This window comes from Pseudomonas sp. GW821-FHT05H12 (assembly GCF_059419385.1).
This window is the reverse complement of the sequence record NZ_JBWKRS010000055.1, coordinates 12,564-28,389: the sequence shown is the minus strand read 5'-3', so window position 1 is coordinate 28,389 and position 15,826 is coordinate 12,564. Positions and strand designations below refer to the sequence as shown.

The window sequence follows — 15,826 nt, the reverse complement described above, 5'->3', positions numbered from 1 at the left end:
GCAGCGGACGGGACTCGAACCCGCGACCCCCGGCGTGACAGGCCGGTATTCTAACCGACTGAACTACCGCTGCGCGTCGGTGCAACCTTTAACGTTGCGTCTTGCCCTGGGGCAAAACTCTCAAGAAGTGGTGGGTGATGACGGGATCGAACCGCCGACCCTCTGCTTGTAAGGCAGATGCTCTCCCAGCTGAGCTAATCACCCTTTGCTTCGTTGAGGCCGCGAAATTTACGCAGGTAACGGACCTAAGTCAATACCCTGCTTGAAGTTTTTCTGAAAAAGACAAAATTACTTCAAGACGGCCACCCGCCTCACTCGCTGTAAATCATCTTCTTGCTCATGCCACCGTCCACCACAAACTCTTGCCCGGTGACAAAGCCTGCCTGACGCGACAACAGCCACGCGACCATCGCAGCAACATCTTCCACCGTGCCTACCCTGCCCGCCGGATGCTGAGCATGATCAGCATCGCTCAACGGCTCGGCACGGCGCGCAGCCGGGTCACGCGCGTCGATCCAGCCCGGGCTGACGGCATTGACCCGCACTTCCGGCCCCAGGCTCATGGCCAGTGCGTGAGTCAGGGCCAGCAAGCCACCCTTGCTCGCCGCATAGGCTTCGCTGTCCGGTTCCGATTGACGGGCGCGGGTCGAGGCCAGGTTGACGATCGCCCCACCGTGAGCACGCAGGTACGGCGCGCAGTGCTTGGCCAGCAGCATCGGCCCGCTCAGGTTCACCGCCAACACCCGGTTCCAGTAAGCCAGGTCAAGGCTTTCCAGGGTGATGTTGTGCGGGTCAGCCACTGCAGCGTTGCACACCAACGCATCCAGGCGCCCGAACTGGCCGAGCACCTCGGCAACGCCCTGGGCCACCTGTTTCTCGTCAGCCACGTCCATGGTGATAAACCAGGCGTTGTCGCCCAGCACCTTGGACACCTTGGCACCGCGCTCGCGATCCAGGTCGGTCAACACCACCTGCCAGCCTTCACTGATCAGCCACGCCGCGATACCGAGGCCGATGCCCCGCGCGGCGCCTGTCACCAACGCTACACGGCCGTTACTGGCCGTCGCTGCTTCCATGGACCACTCGATCACAAGGCTGCCAGCCCGCGAGCCAGGTCAGCCTGCAGGTCGACCACATCTTCCAGGCCGACCGCGATGCGGATCAGACTGTCGCGGATACCGGCCGCTTCACGCTCCGCCGGCGCCAGACGCCCGTGGGACGTGGTGCTCGGATGGGTAATGGTGGTCTTGCTGTCACCCAGGTTGGCGGTAATGGAGATCAGCCGCGTGGCGTCGATAAAGCGCCAGGCGCCCTCTTTGCCGCCCTTCACTTCAAAGCTCACCACCGCACCGAAGCCACGCTGCTGGCGCTGGGCCAACTCGTGCTGCGGGTGGCTCTTGAGGCCGGCGTAATGCACCTTCTCGATACCGTCCTGCTGCTCCAGCCACTCGGCCAGCGCCTGGGCGTTGGCGCAATGGGCCTTCATCCGCAGGTTGAGGGTTTCCAGGCCCTTGAGGAAGATCCAAGCGTTGAACGGGCTCAAGGTCGGGCCAGCGGTACGCAGGAAGCCGACGACTTCTTTCATCTGCTCGCTGCGACCGGCCACCACACCGCCCATGCAACGACCCTGGCCGTCGATGAACTTGGTGGCCGAGTGCACGACAATGTCCGCGCCCAGCTTCAACGGCTGTTGCAGCGCAGGCGTGCAGAAGCAGTTATCGACCACCAGCATCGCGCCCTTGGCGTGAGCCACTTCGGACAACGCGGCGATATCTACCAGTTCAGCCAGCGGGTTGGACGGCGACTCGACGAACAGCAGCTTGGTATTGGCCTTGATCGCCTTATCCCAGCCAGACAAGTCCGCCAGAGGCACGTAGTCCACTTCAATACCGAAGCGCTTGAAATACTTTTCGAACAGGCTGATGGTCGAGCCGAACACGCTGCGCGACACCAACACATGGTCGCCCGCGCTGCACAAGCTCATTACCACCGCCAGGATCGCTGCCATGCCGGTTGCCGTCGCCACCGCCTGCTCAGCCCCCTCCAACGCCGCGATACGCTCTTCGAACGCACGCACAGTCGGGTTGGTGTAGCGCGAATAGACGTTGCCCGGCACTTCACCGGCAAACCGCGCAGCCGCATCGGCCGCGGTGCGGAACACATAGCTGGAGGTGAAGAACATCGGATCACCGTGCTCACCTTCCGGGGTGCGGTGCTGGCCAGCGCGCACAGCCAGGGTATCGAAAGCTACGCCATCGAGGTCGCTGTCCAACCGACCGGCATCCCATTCCTGACTCATGCTGCCACTCCTTACTCAATTCTTTATTTAAGATACAAAACCGGCCCCTCAGGGCCGGTGTCTACTCAGTTGTTGTACAGATCGATGATCGCGCTGACCGCCTGGGTCTTGATCTTCGAGGAGTCGTTACGCGCCTGCTCGATCTTGTTCAGGTAAGCCTCGTCGACGTCACCGGTCACGTACTTGCCGTCGAACACGGCGCAGTCGAACTGCTCGATCTTGATCTTGCCACCGCCGACCGCTTCGATCAGGTCCGGCAGGTCCTGGTAGATCAGCCAGTCGGCGCCGATCAGGTCAGCCACGTCCTGGGTCGAACGGTTGTGAGCGATCAGCTCGTGGGCGCTCGGCATGTCGATGCCGTAAACGTTCGGGTAACGCACGGCTGGCGCTGCGGAACAGAAGTACACGTTCTTCGCACCGGCTTCGCGGGCCATCTGGATGATCTGCTTGCAGGTGGTGCCGCGTACGATGGAGTCATCCACCAGCATCACGTTCTTGCCGCGGAATTCCAGCTCGATGGCGTTGAGCTTCTGACGCACCGACTTCTTGCGCGCTGCCTGGCCCGGCATGATGAAGGTACGGCCGATGTAGCGGTTCTTCACGAAGCCTTCGCGGAACTTGACGCCCAAGTGGTTGGCCAGCTCCAGCGCAGCGGTACGGCTGGTGTCCGGAATCGGGATCACCACGTCGATGTCGTGTTCAGGGCGCTCGCGCAGGATCTTCTCGGCCAGCTTCTCGCCCATGCGCAGGCGCGCTTTGTAGACCGAAACGCCGTCAATGATCGAATCCGGACGCGCCAGGTAGACGTGTTCGAAGATGCACGGGGTGAGTTTCGGCGCCACGGCGCATTGACGGGTGTGCAGCTTGCCGTCTTCGGTGATGTACACCGCTTCGCCCGGCGCGAGGTCGCGAATCAGGGTGAAACCCAGCACGTCCAGGGACACGCTTTCGGAGGCGATCATGTACTCGACGCCTTCGTCGGTGTGACGCTGGCCGAACACGATCGGGCGGATGCCGTGGGGGTCACGGAAACCAACGATGCCATAACCGGTGACCATGGCCACCACCGCGTAACCACCGACGCAACGGTTGTGCACGTCGGTCACGGCGGCAAACACGTCTTCTTCGGTCGGCTGCAGCTTGCCGCGCTGGGCCAGCTCGTGGGCGAACACGTTGAGCAGCACTTCCGAGTCGGAGCTGGTGTTGACGTGGCGCAGGTCAGATTCGTAAATCTCCTTGGCCAGCTGTTCAACGTTGGTCAGGTTACCGTTGTGCGCCAGGGTGATGCCGTAAGGCGAGTTGACGTAAAACGGTTGAGCTTCGGCCGAAGTCGAGCTACCGGCAGTCGGATAACGCACATGGCCAATACCCATGTGCCCGACCAGGCGCTGCATGTGACGCTGATGGAACACGTCACGAACCAGGCCATTGTCCTTGCGCAGGAATAACCGGCCGTCGTGGCTGGTCACAATACCGGCAGCGTCCTGGCCGCGGTGCTGGAGGACGGTTAGCGCGTCATACAGCGCCTGATTGACGTTCGACTTACCGACGATACCGACGATGCCACACATGCGACGCAACCCCTACTTAATGAATCTTGACTGAACACAACTTACTGAGGCGTTTTGGCCGGTAAGAGGTGTTCCTTGAACGGAAGGTCAGCGGGTACGCTGATTCCGCTGGCCAGCCACTGACTGCTCCACCCCAATATGAGGTTCTTGGACCAATCTGCAACCAATAGAAATTTTGGCACGAGCACAGACTCTTGCCACCACGAATCCTGCTGTACTGGCCCCAGGCTCAACAGCCCGACCGCCACAACCACCAGCAAGCCGCCACGTGCGGCGCCGAAGGCCATGCCGAGAAATCGATCGGTCCCGGAGAGGCCGGTGACACGTATCAACTCGCCAATAAGATAATTGACCATTGCCCCCACCAGCAGCGTGGCGATGAACATGATGGCGCAGCCCGCGATGACGCGAGCCGAAGGTGTCTCGATGTATCCGGCCAGGTAGACCGACAGTGAACCGCCGAACATCCAGGCTACGACTCCTGCGATGATCCAGGTCAGCAACGACAGTGCTTCTTTTACGAAGCCGCGGCTTAGACTGATCAAAGCGGAGATGGCGACGATGGCAACGATCGCCCAATCAACCCAGGTAAATGGCACAGTGCAGCCTACGGACAGATGAGGCGGCGCATTTTAGCAGAGCGCTGGGCTATCGGTAAGCTGTGATTACGGCTGCTTTGCAAATCAATAGGTTGGGGTTGGAATATCCGATTTCAACCTCACCCCAAAACCAATGTGGGAGCTGGCTTGCCTACGATGGGGCTGGCACATTCAACATCACTGTTGACTGACCCACCGTCATCGCAGGCAAGCCAGCTCCCACATTTGGCTTGCATTCCAACCAGAGGCTGGCGGTATTAACCGCGCTCAGGCTGGAAACGGGTGACGAAACCCTTCAAGTTCTGCTGGCGATCCAGTAGGTCCCGCAGGCGGTCCGCCTCGGCACGCTCGATCAGCGGCCCGATAAAAACGCGGTTCTTGCCATCAGCACTGCGGATATAAGCGTTATAGCCCTGGCTGCGCAGCTTTTTCTGCAAGGCATCGGCACCTTCACGGTTGCCCAGGCTGGCAACCTGGATGGACCAACTGATCGGCAAGCCATTCGGGTCGATGCGGCTCTGCCCCACATCCGGCTTACCCGGCGCAGCCGGTTGCGGCGCTACGGGCTTGGGTGCAGGTGCCGGGGCAGCGGGCTTGGCCGCAGCCGGCTTGACCACTGGCACACTCGGCTGCACAGGCGCAGACGGCGGTTGCTGGGCGGCCACTTCCGCATCGGTCGGCACCGGCTCTTCTTCCGGCAACGCCTGAGGTTCGGGCACCACCACCGGCTCAACCTGCACCTGAGGCACAGCGGGCGCCTGGGGCGCAGCCGGGGCTTCTACGACCACCTGGCGCTGCTCGTCCTGGCGGGAAAACAGCATCGGCAGAAAAATCACCGCCAACGCCACCAGAACCAGGGCTCCGACCATTCGCTGCTTGTATGCGCTATCCAGTAATGCCATGTGCAGCTTCCTCCGTGGAGCGCCGGGCCAACCACTCAAGCGCCTCGGCAACACAATAAAATGATCCGAACAACAGGATTTCGTCCTCGGCCGTTGCCATCGCACACTGCGCTTCAAGCGCCGCGGTGACGCTTGCATACGACGCCACCGGCGCACCAAGGTTCTGCAACGCCACTTCCAGCTCGGCGGCCGGGCGGCTGCGCGGCGTATCCAGCGGCGCTACAGCCCAGGCCTGGACATTGCCCAGCAAAGGCGCGACCACGCCCTCCAGGTCCTTGTCGGCCAGCAAGCCAAACACTGCAAGGCGACGCCCCACCGGCGGCGTTCGGGACAGGCGTTGCGCCAGGTACTCGGCGGCATGGGGGTTGTGCCCCACGTCCAGCAACAGGTTCAGGCGCTTGCCCTGCCATTCGAACTCACGACGATCCAGACGCCCCACCACGCGAGTCGCCAGCAAGGTGGCGGCGATCTGCTCGGCATTCCACGGCAGGTCCAGCAGCAGATAAGCCTGCAGTGCCAGCGCGGCGTTCTCCATCGGCAGGTTCAGTAATGGCAGGTCGCGCAGCTCGACAGCCTGGCCGCGCGCATCACGTCCACGCCATTGCCAGTGCTGATCACTGATCTCCAGGTTGAATTCGCGGCCGCGCAGGAAGAACGGGCAATCCAGCTCACGCACCTTGTCGAGCAAGGTGTGCGGCGGGTCAAGATCACCACACAGCGCCGGTTTGCCCGAGCGGAAGATCCCAGCCTTCTCAAAAGCCACGGATTCGCGGGTATTGCCCAGGTAATCAGCGTGATCCACACCAATGCTGGTGATCAACGCCAGGTCGGCGTCCACCACATTGACCGTGTCCAGGCGCCCGCCCAGGCCAACTTCCAGCACGACCACATCCAACCGGGCACGCTCGAACAGCCAGAACGCCGCCAGGGTGCCCATTTCGAAGTAGGTCAGGGAAATCTCGCCACGCCCGGCATCGAGTGCGGCGAAGGCTTCACAGAGTTGCGCGTCAGTGGCTTCGACGCCATTGAGCTGCACCCGCTCGTTGTAACGCAGCAGGTGCGGGGAATTGTACACGCCCACTTTCAGCCCTTGGGCTTGCAGCAGCGCGGCGACAAAGGCGCAGGTAGAGCCTTTGCCGTTGGTGCCGGTCACCGTGATCACTCGCGGTGCCGGGCGGCCCAACCCGAGGCGGGCCGCTACCTGTTGCGAGCGCTCCAGGCCCATGTCGATGGCGGACGGATGCAACTGCTCAAGGTAGGCGAGCCATTCGCCCAGGGTACGTTGGGTCATAGGTTTGCTGGCACCGGTGGCACGACGATGGGTTCGACTTTAGGCGCAACGTAGACAGGCGTCGGCAGGCCCATCATCTGTGCCAGCAAGTTACCCAGGCGCGGGCGCAGTTCGCCACGCGGGATGATCAGGTCGATCGCGCCGTGCTCCAGCAGGAACTCGCTGCGCTGGAAGCCTTCCGGCAGTTTTTCACGCACGGTCTGCTCGATCACACGCGGGCCAGCAAAGCCGATCAGGGCCTTTGGCTCGCCAACGATCACGTCACCCAGCATCGCCAGGCTGGCGGAAACGCCGCCGTAGACCGGATCGGTGAGCACGGAGATGAACGGGATGCCTTCTTCACGCAGACGCGCCAGTACCGCAGAGGTCTTGGCCATTTGCATCAGGGAGATCAGGGCTTCCTGCATGCGCGCACCACCGGAGGCGGCGAAGCAGATCATCGGGCAACGGTTTTCCAGGGCGTAGTTGGCAGCGCGCACAAAGCGCTCACCGACGATGGCACCCATGGAGCCGCCCATGAACGAGAACTCGAACGCCGAAACGACGACGGGCATGCCCAGCAGCTTGCCGCTGACGGAGATCAGCGCGTCTTTCTCGCCGGTCTGCTTCTGCGCACCGACCAGACGGTCCTTGTACTTCTTGCTGTCGCGGAACTTGAGACGGTCAACCGGCTCCAGGTCAGCACCCAGCTCGTTACGGCCTTCGGCATCCAGGAAGATGTCGATGCGGGCGCGGGCGCCGATACGCATGTGGTGGTTGCACTTGGGGCAAACGTCCAGGGTCTTTTCCAGCTCCGGGCGGTACAGCACCGCGTCGCAGGATGGGCACTTGTGCCACAGACCTTCAGGAACCGAGCTTTTCTTCACCTCGGAACGCATGATCGAAGGGATCAGTTTGTCTACTAACCAGTTGCTCATGCTTTCTTTCTCCAGTACCGGTGGCTTGAACACAGCCCCGCGTATGCCCTTGAGCTAAATTCATATGTGGCGATGATGCATGCAGGACGGGGTCAGGTGTTCGACCGGCCATTTCCTGCACATATCCTCAGCCTTCCAGACAACCTGCCAGTGCAAGGTTGCCACTTCATTTCCGGGCCTCCCGCAGGCGGCGCCGGTGCTGTTTCACACAGTGGTAGTTATGGACGGCGGCAGACTGCCAGCCGTCACATCCCTCCACTGCTGTTGCGCACGGCCTGCATGAATGCGCGAATCTTGCTGTGATCCTTGATGCCCTTGCCCTGCTCCACCCCACCGCTGACATCCACGGCATACGGGTGCACCTGCTCGATCGCAGCCCCGACATTCGCGGGGTTGAGCCCGCCCGCCAGGATGATCGGCTTGCTCAGCCCCTCGGGAATCAGCGACCAGTCGAACGCCTCGCCGGTACCGCCGGGTACGCCTTCGACATAGGTGTCCAGCAAAATCCCGCGAGCGCCGGTGTAAGCGGCGCACGCCGCCGCGATATCGTCGCCGGCCTTGACGCGCAACGCCTTGATGTACGGGCGCTGGTAGCTCTCGCATTCGTCAGGGCTTTCGTCACCGTGAAACTGCAGCATGTCCAGCGGCACGGCATCCAGGGTTTCGTTGAGTTCGCAGCGGCTGGCGTTGACGAACAACCCCACGGTGGTCACGAACGGTGGCAGTGCCGCGATGATCGCCCGCGCCTGCAACACATTCACCGCGCGCGGGCTCTTGGCATAAAACACGAAACCGATGGCATCCGCCCCCGCCTCGACTGCCGCCAGCGCGTCTTCTATGCGGGTAATCCCGCAAATCTTGCTGCGAACGGCGGACATGTCGTAAAAACCTCTGGCATCGGACCGATAAAGTCCCGGATGGTAACAAAAGCTTTTCCGGGCGTCAGCCGCCAAGTTCGCTGAAGCCGGTGAGGAAGTGCGGCCCGATGAAACGATCCGGCAATTCGAACTCGTCGCGGTACTCCACGTCCACCAGGTACAGGCCAAAGGGGTGAGCCGTCACGCCACCAGTACGGCGGATCCGGCTTTCCAGCACTTCCTTGGCCCACTCCACCGGGCGCTCGCCCGTGCCGATAGTCATCAGTACACCCGCGATGTTGCGCACCATATGGTGCAGGAACGCTCCGGCGCGGATATCCAGCACGATCATCTTGCCGTGGCGGGTCACCCGCAGGTGGTGGACTTCCTTGATCGGCGACTTGGCCTGGCACTGGCCGGCACGGAACGCACTGAAGTCATGCACACCCACCAGATACTGCGCGGCCTCGGCCATGCGGTCGGCGTCCAACGGGCGGTGGTTCCAGGTGATTTCTTCGTTGAGGTGCGCCGGGCGGATCTGATCGTTGTAGATCACGTAGCGGTAACGCCGGGCGATGGCCTTGAAGCGCGCATGAAAGTGCGCAGGCATGACCTTGGCCCAACTGACGCTGACGTCATGGGGCAAATTGATATTAGCGCCCATGACCCACGCCTTCATCGAGCGCTCGGCCTGGGTGTCGAAGTGCACCACCTGGCCACAGGCGTGAACGCCGGCATCCGTGCGCCCGGCGCACATCAGCGAGATTGGCGAGTCGGCGACCTTCGACAAGGCGTTTTCCAGGGTTTCCTGCACCGTGGGCACACCCGAGGCCTGGCGCTGCCAGCCGCGATAGCGCGAGCCTTTGTATTCCACGCCCAGGGCGATGCGGTAAAAGCCTGCGGCCGCCATTTCGGCGGCCGGGTTATCTATATTTGCCAAGAACTGAGAGCCTGATGAGTTGCGCAAAGGTAGCCATTATGCCGATTTGTGTGGGAGCTGGCTTGCCTGCGATGCAAGCGACGCGGTCTTTGCAGCCAAACCGAGTCGGGGCTATCGCCGGCAAGCCGGCTCCTAAAATGCAAAACGGCGACCCGAAGGCCGCCGTTGCGTCAGCAAATGCCTGTTACGCCAGTCGGCCGAGCATTTCCTTGGCCTCGCCGCGCTGGGCCTCGTCACCCTCGGTCAGCACTTCGCTGAGGATATCCCGCGCGCCGTCGGCATCCCCCATATCGATATAGGCCTGTGCCAGGTCCAGCTTGGTCGCGACCTCATCGGTGCCGGAGAGGAAATCGAACTCCGGCTCATCGCCCCCCAGCGCCGCGTCTTCAGCAGTGAAGGACGGCTCGATAGGCGGGTGTTCCAGGCTCTGGGACAGACGATCCAATTCAGCGTTGACGTCATCCAGTTCCGACGCAAATGCATCAGGCTTGGCGGCAGCAGGCGTCTCTGGCTCATCGGCCAGGGACAGGTCGAAGTCTTCCGGCAGGTCGAAATCGTCCAGCGCAGCCGGTGTGAGGGTCGGCGGCTCAACGGCTGGCACGTCCTTCATCTGGTCTTCAAGACCCGAAAGGAAGTCGTCATCGGACTGCACAGAGGTCGGCGCGTCCAGTTGCAGGTCCAGGTCAAAGTCCGACAGGTCGTCCGGGCTGGCCTTGGCTTCGGTCTGCTGTTGCAGCACCGACTCAAAGCTCAACTCATCATCCGGATTGACCACAGCCGGGGAAGCGGCCTCCAGGTCGTCCAGGCTCAGGTCGAAGTCGGTGTCGAACGCATCTGCCTCAGGGGCTGGCGTCGGCGCCGGTGCGGCCGGCTTGTCTTCCAGCAGGTCCTTGACGTACTGGGCGTCCAGCGCAGCGGCGGCAACCGCGGCACTGACACCGGCTGCCAACACGGCCATGGCCGGGAAGCGCGACTTGAGCTGCTCAACCTGGGCATGGTTTTCACCATTGGCCACCAGTTGACGCTCCTGGGTCACGAAACCGTCCTTATCGTTTTGCAGGCCGTAGACTTCCATCAGCTTCAAACGCAGGTCGCTGCGCTTTGGCTCGTGCTTGATCGCCTGCTCCAGCACATCGGCGGCCTGGTTCAGGTGGCCGCGATCGATATGGGACTGGGCCTGAGCCAAGGCATCGCTGGAATTCATCGGCGCCACTGCAACGGCCAACGGTGCGAGCACGGAGGCCACGGTTGGTGTGATTACCGGCTCCTCAACCACCGGGGCGGGGGTTGGGGCCGCTGCCAGCTTTACATTGGGAGCAGGTACCTCCAGGCCTTCGAAGCTGTCTGGTGGCAGGTCATGATCAAGGTTGGAGGTGAATTCCGGCTCTTCCGCCAGCGCCCGCGCCATGCGCAGGTGTTTTTCCTCTTCGCGGCGAGCATTGCGATGACGCGCCCACAGCAGCAGGAGCAACAACACCACCAGGCCTGCCGCACCGCCGACCACGCCGAGCAAGATCGGGTTGGTCAGCAAGTCATTGAATTTGTCTTCGGCCGAGGCAGGCGCGGCTTGCGGCTTGATCGGCTCGGGGGCCGGCGCAGCGGCCTCCGGGGTCGCAGGCGCAGGCGTGGCAGGTGCCGCGGCGGCCGGAGCGTTGGCCAACTGAGCCGGCATCGCTGCCGTCGCAGGAGCAGCAGCAGCCGAGTCGCCTTTTTCGGCCTGCAAGCGCGCCAGCTGATCGTTTTTCAGCTGGATCAGCTTTTGCAGCTTGTCCAACTGGCTTTGCAGGTCGGCCGCGCGGCTTTTCAGTTCTTCGTTGTCGCGACGGGTGGTGTCCAGTTGTTCCTGGGTCATCGCCAGCTTGTCGCTCAGGGCACGGTTGTCACCCGCCTTGCCCTTCGCGCCTTTCTTGGCGGACTCGGCCGAGACCAGGCTCAAATTGTCTTGGGCGTTGGTCGTCGATGGGGCACTGCCCGCCTGGGTCCGCTTGGTGGCGTCCAGTTGCTGCTTGCCGGCCACCGGGTTCGTCGCCGCGCGACGGCCCTGGCGCCAGGCATTGTTCTGCGCGGTCACCTCGGCAATGGCCTTCGATTGCGGCAGGCTGGTGGCTTGCACACGATCCGGCAGGCGCAGGACCTGGCCGGTTTTCAGGCGGTTGATGTTGCCGTCGATGAAGGCATCCGGATTAAGCGCCTGGATGGCCAGCATCGTTTGCTGCACCGACGCGCCATTGCGGTTCTTCTCGGCAATTTCCCACAAAGTATCGCGTGATGTCGTGGTGTGCTGGGCCGGTTTGCTGACAGCAGGTGCGGTACTCGCCGGCGTGTTCGCGCGCACGACGGGCGCAGGCGCTGCTGTCGGTGCAGGTGCCGACTGGTCAAACTTGGCCGGGTCGAGCAGCACGCTGTAGTCGCGCATCAGGCGGCCATTGGGCCATTGCACCTGCAACAGGAAACGCACGTAGGAATCGGGCAGCGGCTTGCTGGAGGTGACACGCACCACACTGCGGCCGTTCGGGTTGATGACCGGGGTAAACGTCAGGTCATTGAGGAACGCCTGGCGATCGACACCCGCGTCCACAAACGCCTGGGACGACGCCAGGCTCGGTGTGATCTCGGACGCGGTGAGGCCACCGACATCGAGCAATTCGATTTCCACCGACAACGGCTGGTTCAACTTCGACTTGAGGGTCATCTCCCCCAGCTGCAGCGCCTGCGCCATACCGGAGGACAGCGCCGAGGCGGCCGCTATTGCTAACACCAGTTTGCGAACTTGAACCATAGCCTCATCCTTTGTTTGAACACTCCCCGGCCCGCGAGAAGGTTGGTAACCGCTGCCATAAGGCATGGCGAGCCGATAGGTCACCGACGCGCATCTTTTGCTGCTTGGGGCCAAGCATAGCGCTTGGCTAGAATCAATCTACAAATTGCCGCCAAGTATCTTTTACACAAGGCCTTTTATCAACAACTGCGCCAGTTGCACCGCATTCAGGGCGGCGCCTTTGCGTACGTTATCTGACGTCAGCCACAGATTTAGTTCCGCGGGGTCATCCACACCTGCGCGAACCCGGCCCACGTAGACCACGTCCTGGCCCACCGCATCGCCCACGGCCGTTGGGTAATCCCCCTCCTCGACCAGCTCGATACCCGGTGCGGCGTCAAGCACGCGGTTGACCGCTGCCAGATCGACCGGCGCGCCCAATTGCAATGACACAGTCAGGCTATCGCCAAAAAACACCGGGGCTTGAACGCAGGTTGCGGAAATCTTCAGCAAAGGCATTTCCAGCACGGCGCGCAGCTCGTGTACGAGGCGCTTCTCCAGGGCTGTATGACCTTGGGCATCTGACTTGCCGACCTGGGCCAGCAGGTTGAAGGCTACCTGGCGATCAAAAAACTGAGGTTCCATCGGGCGTACGTTCAACAGCTCGGCCGTTTGACGAGCCAACTCGCTGACGGCTTCGCGGCCTTGGGCAGAGATTGCAAGGTTGGCAGTGACGCTGACACGCTGGATGTCGAGCAACCCGCGCAATGGCGCCAGCACCACCGCCAGATTGGTCGCCGATGGGCTTGGGCTGCCGAGCTGAAACGGCTTCTTCAGGCCATCAAGTACGTGGGCATTGGCTTCCGGCACGACTTGAGGTGCCTGGTCACCCGGCAAGGCGCCGGACAGGTCGATCACCGAGCAACCCGCCGCCGTCGCGCGCGGGGCGAAGCTCAAGGTCACGGCCGGGCCCGCGGCAAAGAACGCCAACTGCACCTTGCTGAAGTCGAACTCGTCGACTTCCTTGACCCGCACGTTCTTGCCGCGAAACGGCACCGACGCACCCGCCGAGTTGCTGCCAGCCAGCAAATGCAGGGCGCCCACCGGGAAGTCCAGTTCTTCGAGGATCTGCACCAGGGTTTCACCGACAGTGCCGGTGGCGCCAATCACGGCGATATCAAAGGTCTGGGTCATGGGGGCTGCCTCGGGCATTGCGGGGGGAGCGGCACTTTACCGGGTGGTGGGGTAATTGGGCCAGTTTTTGTGGTGAAGCTGATGGCCCCATCGCAGGCAAGCCAGCTCCCACATTTGACCGTGTTCACAAATCAAAATGTGGGAGCTGGCTTGCCTGCGATGGGGTCTCAAGGACAACAAAAAACCCGCGCCTGTCACCAGTCGCGGGTTTTCTGATTGCCTTACGCGATCAACGCTCCAGCAGGATCCGCAGCATGCGGCGCAGCGGTTCGGCCGCGCCCCACAGCAGTTGGTCGCCAACGGTGAACGCGCCCAGGTACTGGGTGCCCATGTTCAGCTTGCGCAGGCGGCCCACCGGTACGTTCAGGGTGCCGGTGACCTTGGTCGGGCTCAGCTCCTGCATGCTGATGTCGCGGTTGTTCGGCACCAGCTTGACCCATGGGTTGTGCTGGCTGATCAACGCTTCGATATCGGCGATCGGCACGTCTTTGTTCAGCTTGATGGTCAGCGCCTGGCTGTGGCAGCGCATCGCGCCGATACGCACGCAGATGCCATCCACCGGGATCGGGTTCTTGAAGCGGCCGAGGATCTTGTTGGTCTCGGCCTGGGCCTTCCACTCTTCACGGCTCTGGCCGTTCGGCAGTTCCTTGTCGATCCACGGGATCAGGCTACCGGCCAATGGCACGCCGAAGTTCTCGGTCGGGTACGCATCGCTGCGCATGGCTTCGGCCACACGGCGGTCAATGTCGAGGATCGCGCTGGCCGGGTCGGCCAGTTGATCGGCCACGGCGGCGTGGGTCGCGCCCATCTGCTTGATCAGTTCACGCATGTTCTGCGCGCCGGCACCGGAGGCCGCCTGATAGGTCATGGCACTCATCCACTCGACCAGGCCGGCTTCGAACAAGCCACCCAGGCCCATCAGCATCAGGCTGACGGTGCAGTTGCCGCCGACGTAGTTCTTGGTGCCCGCATCCAGCTGCTGGTCGATGACCTTGCGGTTCACCGGGTCGAGGATGATCACGGCGTCGTCCTGCATGCGCAGGCTCGACGCGGCGTCGATCCAGTAACCCTGCCAGCCGGCTTCGCGCAGCTTGGGGAAGACTTCGCTGGTGTAGTCGCCACCCTGGCAGGTCACAATCACGTCGAGGGTTTTCAGCTCTTCAATGCTGTAGGCGTCCTTGAGCGGGGCAATATCCTTGCCCACAGACGGCCCCTGGCCACCCACATTCGAAGTGGTGAAAAACACCGGCTCAATAAGATCGAAATCCTGCTCTTCCAGCATCCGCTGCATGAGCACGGAACCGACCATACCGCGCCAACCGATCAGACCTACACGTTTCATCGCAACTACACCTTGTTAAAAAGTGGGCCGCCTGCAGCAAACTTCTGCAAGGGGGCCCGAGAGATTACAGATTCCGCAGCGCGGCGACTACTGCGTCGCCCATTTCTTGCGTTCCAACCTTGGTGCAACCCTGCGACCAGATGTCGCCGGTGCGCAAACCCTGGTCCAGCACCAGGCTCACGGCCTTCTCGATCGCGTCCGCCGCTTCACTCAGGTTGAAGCTGTAACGCAGCATCATCGATACCGACAGAATGGTCGCCAGCGGGTTGGCAATGCCTTGTCCTGCGATGTCCGGTGCCGAGCCGTGGCAAGGCTCGTACATGCCCTTGTTGTTGGTGTCCAGGGACGCCGACGGCAGCATGCCGATGGAACCGGTGAGCATCGAAGCCTGGTCGGACAGGATGTCGCCGAACAGGTTGTCGGTGACAATCACGTCGAACTGCTTGGGCGCGCGCACCAGTTGCATGGCGGCGTTATCGACGTACATGTGGCTCAGTTCGACGTCCGGGTAGTCCTTGGCCACTTCTTCGACGATTTCGCGCCACAGCTGGCTGGAGGCCAACACGTTGGCCTTGTCGACCGAGCAGACCTTCTTGCCACGCACGCGGGCCATGTCGAAACCGACACGAGCGATACGGCGGATCTCGCTCTCGCTGTACGGCAGGGTGTCGTAGGCCTGACGCTCGCCATTCTCCAGCTCGCGCACGCCGCGTGGCGAGCCGAAGTAGATACCGCCGGTCAGCTCGCGCACGATCAGGATGTCCAGGCCCGCGACCACTTCCGGCTTGAGGCTCGAGGCGTCAGCCAGTTGCGGGTAGAGGATCGCCGGGCGCAGGTTGCCGAACAGGCCCAATTGCGCACGGATCTTCAGCAGGCCGCGCTCAGGGCGAATGTCGCGCTCGATCTTGTCCCATTTCGGGCCACCCACGGCGCCGAGCAGTACGGCGTCGGCCGCACGGGCACGGTCCAGGGTCTCATCGGCCAGCGGTACGCCGTGCTTGTCGATGGCGGCGCCGCCGATCACGTCGTGGCTCAGTTCGAAGCCCAGGCTGTACTTGCTGTTGGCGAGTTCCAGGACTTTGACCGCTTCGGCCATGATTTCCGGACCAATACCGTCGCCAGGGAGAATCAGAATCTGCTTGCTCATGGGTTCCTC

At 62.3% G+C, this 15,826-nt stretch carries 13 protein-coding genes and 2 tRNA genes; all 15 read right to left on the bottom strand.

Annotated features, from left to right (window positions below):
• A tRNA-Asp gene (locus tag AC07SU_RS29245) sits at positions 1–73 on the bottom strand.
• A gap of 55 nt (positions 74–128) precedes the next feature.
• Positions 129–204 (bottom strand) — tRNA-Val (locus AC07SU_RS29240).
• Between the two features lie 107 nt (positions 205–311).
• Positions 312–1,076, bottom strand: coding sequence for an SDR family oxidoreductase (locus AC07SU_RS29235; protein ID WP_176998730.1), 765 nt, complete (start codon positions 1,074–1,076; stop codon positions 312–314).
• 11 nt (positions 1,077–1,087) lie between these two features.
• The gene (locus tag AC07SU_RS29230) at positions 1,088–2,299 is read right to left on the bottom strand and encodes an O-succinylhomoserine sulfhydrylase (protein WP_176998729.1); all 1,212 of its coding nucleotides are present in this window, start codon (positions 2,297–2,299) and stop codon (positions 1,088–1,090) included.
• Positions 2,300–2,364: 65 nt separating this feature from the next.
• Positions 2,365–3,870 carry an amidophosphoribosyltransferase gene (gene purF, locus AC07SU_RS29225; protein WP_058426877.1) on the bottom strand — a complete coding sequence of 502 codons (1,506 nt, stop codon included), beginning with the start codon at positions 3,868–3,870 and terminating at the stop codon, positions 2,365–2,367.
• Positions 3,871–3,911: 41 nt separating this feature from the next.
• Positions 3,912–4,469, bottom strand: a complete 558-nt coding sequence (locus tag AC07SU_RS29220) for a CvpA family protein (protein ID WP_003212681.1) — start codon at positions 4,467–4,469, stop codon at positions 3,912–3,914.
• 257 nt (positions 4,470–4,726) lie between these two features.
• The gene (locus tag AC07SU_RS29215) at positions 4,727–5,371 is read right to left on the bottom strand and encodes an SPOR domain-containing protein (RefSeq protein WP_494999051.1); all 645 of its coding nucleotides are present in this window, start codon (positions 5,369–5,371) and stop codon (positions 4,727–4,729) included.
• Complete coding sequence (gene folC, locus AC07SU_RS29210; protein ID WP_494999050.1) at positions 5,355–6,662, bottom strand: bifunctional tetrahydrofolate synthase/dihydrofolate synthase; 1,308 nt, start codon at positions 6,660–6,662, stop codon at positions 5,355–5,357. The genes AC07SU_RS29215 and folC overlap by 17 nt, the downstream gene beginning before the upstream one ends.
• A complete protein-coding gene (accD, locus tag AC07SU_RS29205; RefSeq protein ID WP_016976632.1) occupies positions 6,659–7,579 on the bottom strand; it encodes an acetyl-CoA carboxylase, carboxyltransferase subunit beta in 921 nt (306 codons plus the stop codon). Before accD ends, folC begins: the two co-directional genes overlap by 4 nt.
• A gap of 245 nt (positions 7,580–7,824) precedes the next feature.
• The gene (locus tag AC07SU_RS29200) at positions 7,825–8,457 is read right to left on the bottom strand and encodes a phosphoribosylanthranilate isomerase (protein WP_494999049.1); all 633 of its coding nucleotides are present in this window, start codon (positions 8,455–8,457) and stop codon (positions 7,825–7,827) included.
• A 64-nt stretch (positions 8,458–8,521) separates the two neighbouring features.
• A complete protein-coding gene (truA, locus tag AC07SU_RS29195; RefSeq protein ID WP_494999052.1) occupies positions 8,522–9,346 on the bottom strand; it encodes a tRNA pseudouridine(38-40) synthase TruA in 825 nt (274 codons plus the stop codon).
• Positions 9,347–9,560: 214 nt separating this feature from the next.
• The gene (locus AC07SU_RS29190; protein WP_494999048.1) at positions 9,561–12,155 is read right to left on the bottom strand and encodes a FimV/HubP family polar landmark protein; all 2,595 of its coding nucleotides are present in this window, start codon (positions 12,153–12,155) and stop codon (positions 9,561–9,563) included.
• A gap of 162 nt (positions 12,156–12,317) precedes the next feature.
• Entirely contained in the window at positions 12,318–13,328 is a 1,011-nt protein-coding gene (locus AC07SU_RS29185) for an aspartate-semialdehyde dehydrogenase (protein ID WP_494999047.1), read from the bottom strand.
• A 229-nt stretch (positions 13,329–13,557) separates the two neighbouring features.
• Positions 13,558–14,670, bottom strand: coding sequence for an aspartate-semialdehyde dehydrogenase (gene asd / locus AC07SU_RS29180; RefSeq protein WP_176998723.1), 1,113 nt, complete (start codon positions 14,668–14,670; stop codon positions 13,558–13,560).
• A 64-nt stretch (positions 14,671–14,734) separates the two neighbouring features.
• Positions 14,735–15,817 (bottom strand): 3-isopropylmalate dehydrogenase, encoded by a 1,083-nt coding sequence (gene leuB / locus AC07SU_RS29175; protein ID WP_021491199.1) that lies wholly within the window; start codon positions 15,815–15,817, stop codon positions 14,735–14,737.
• Positions 15,818–15,826 lie beyond the last annotated feature (9 nt).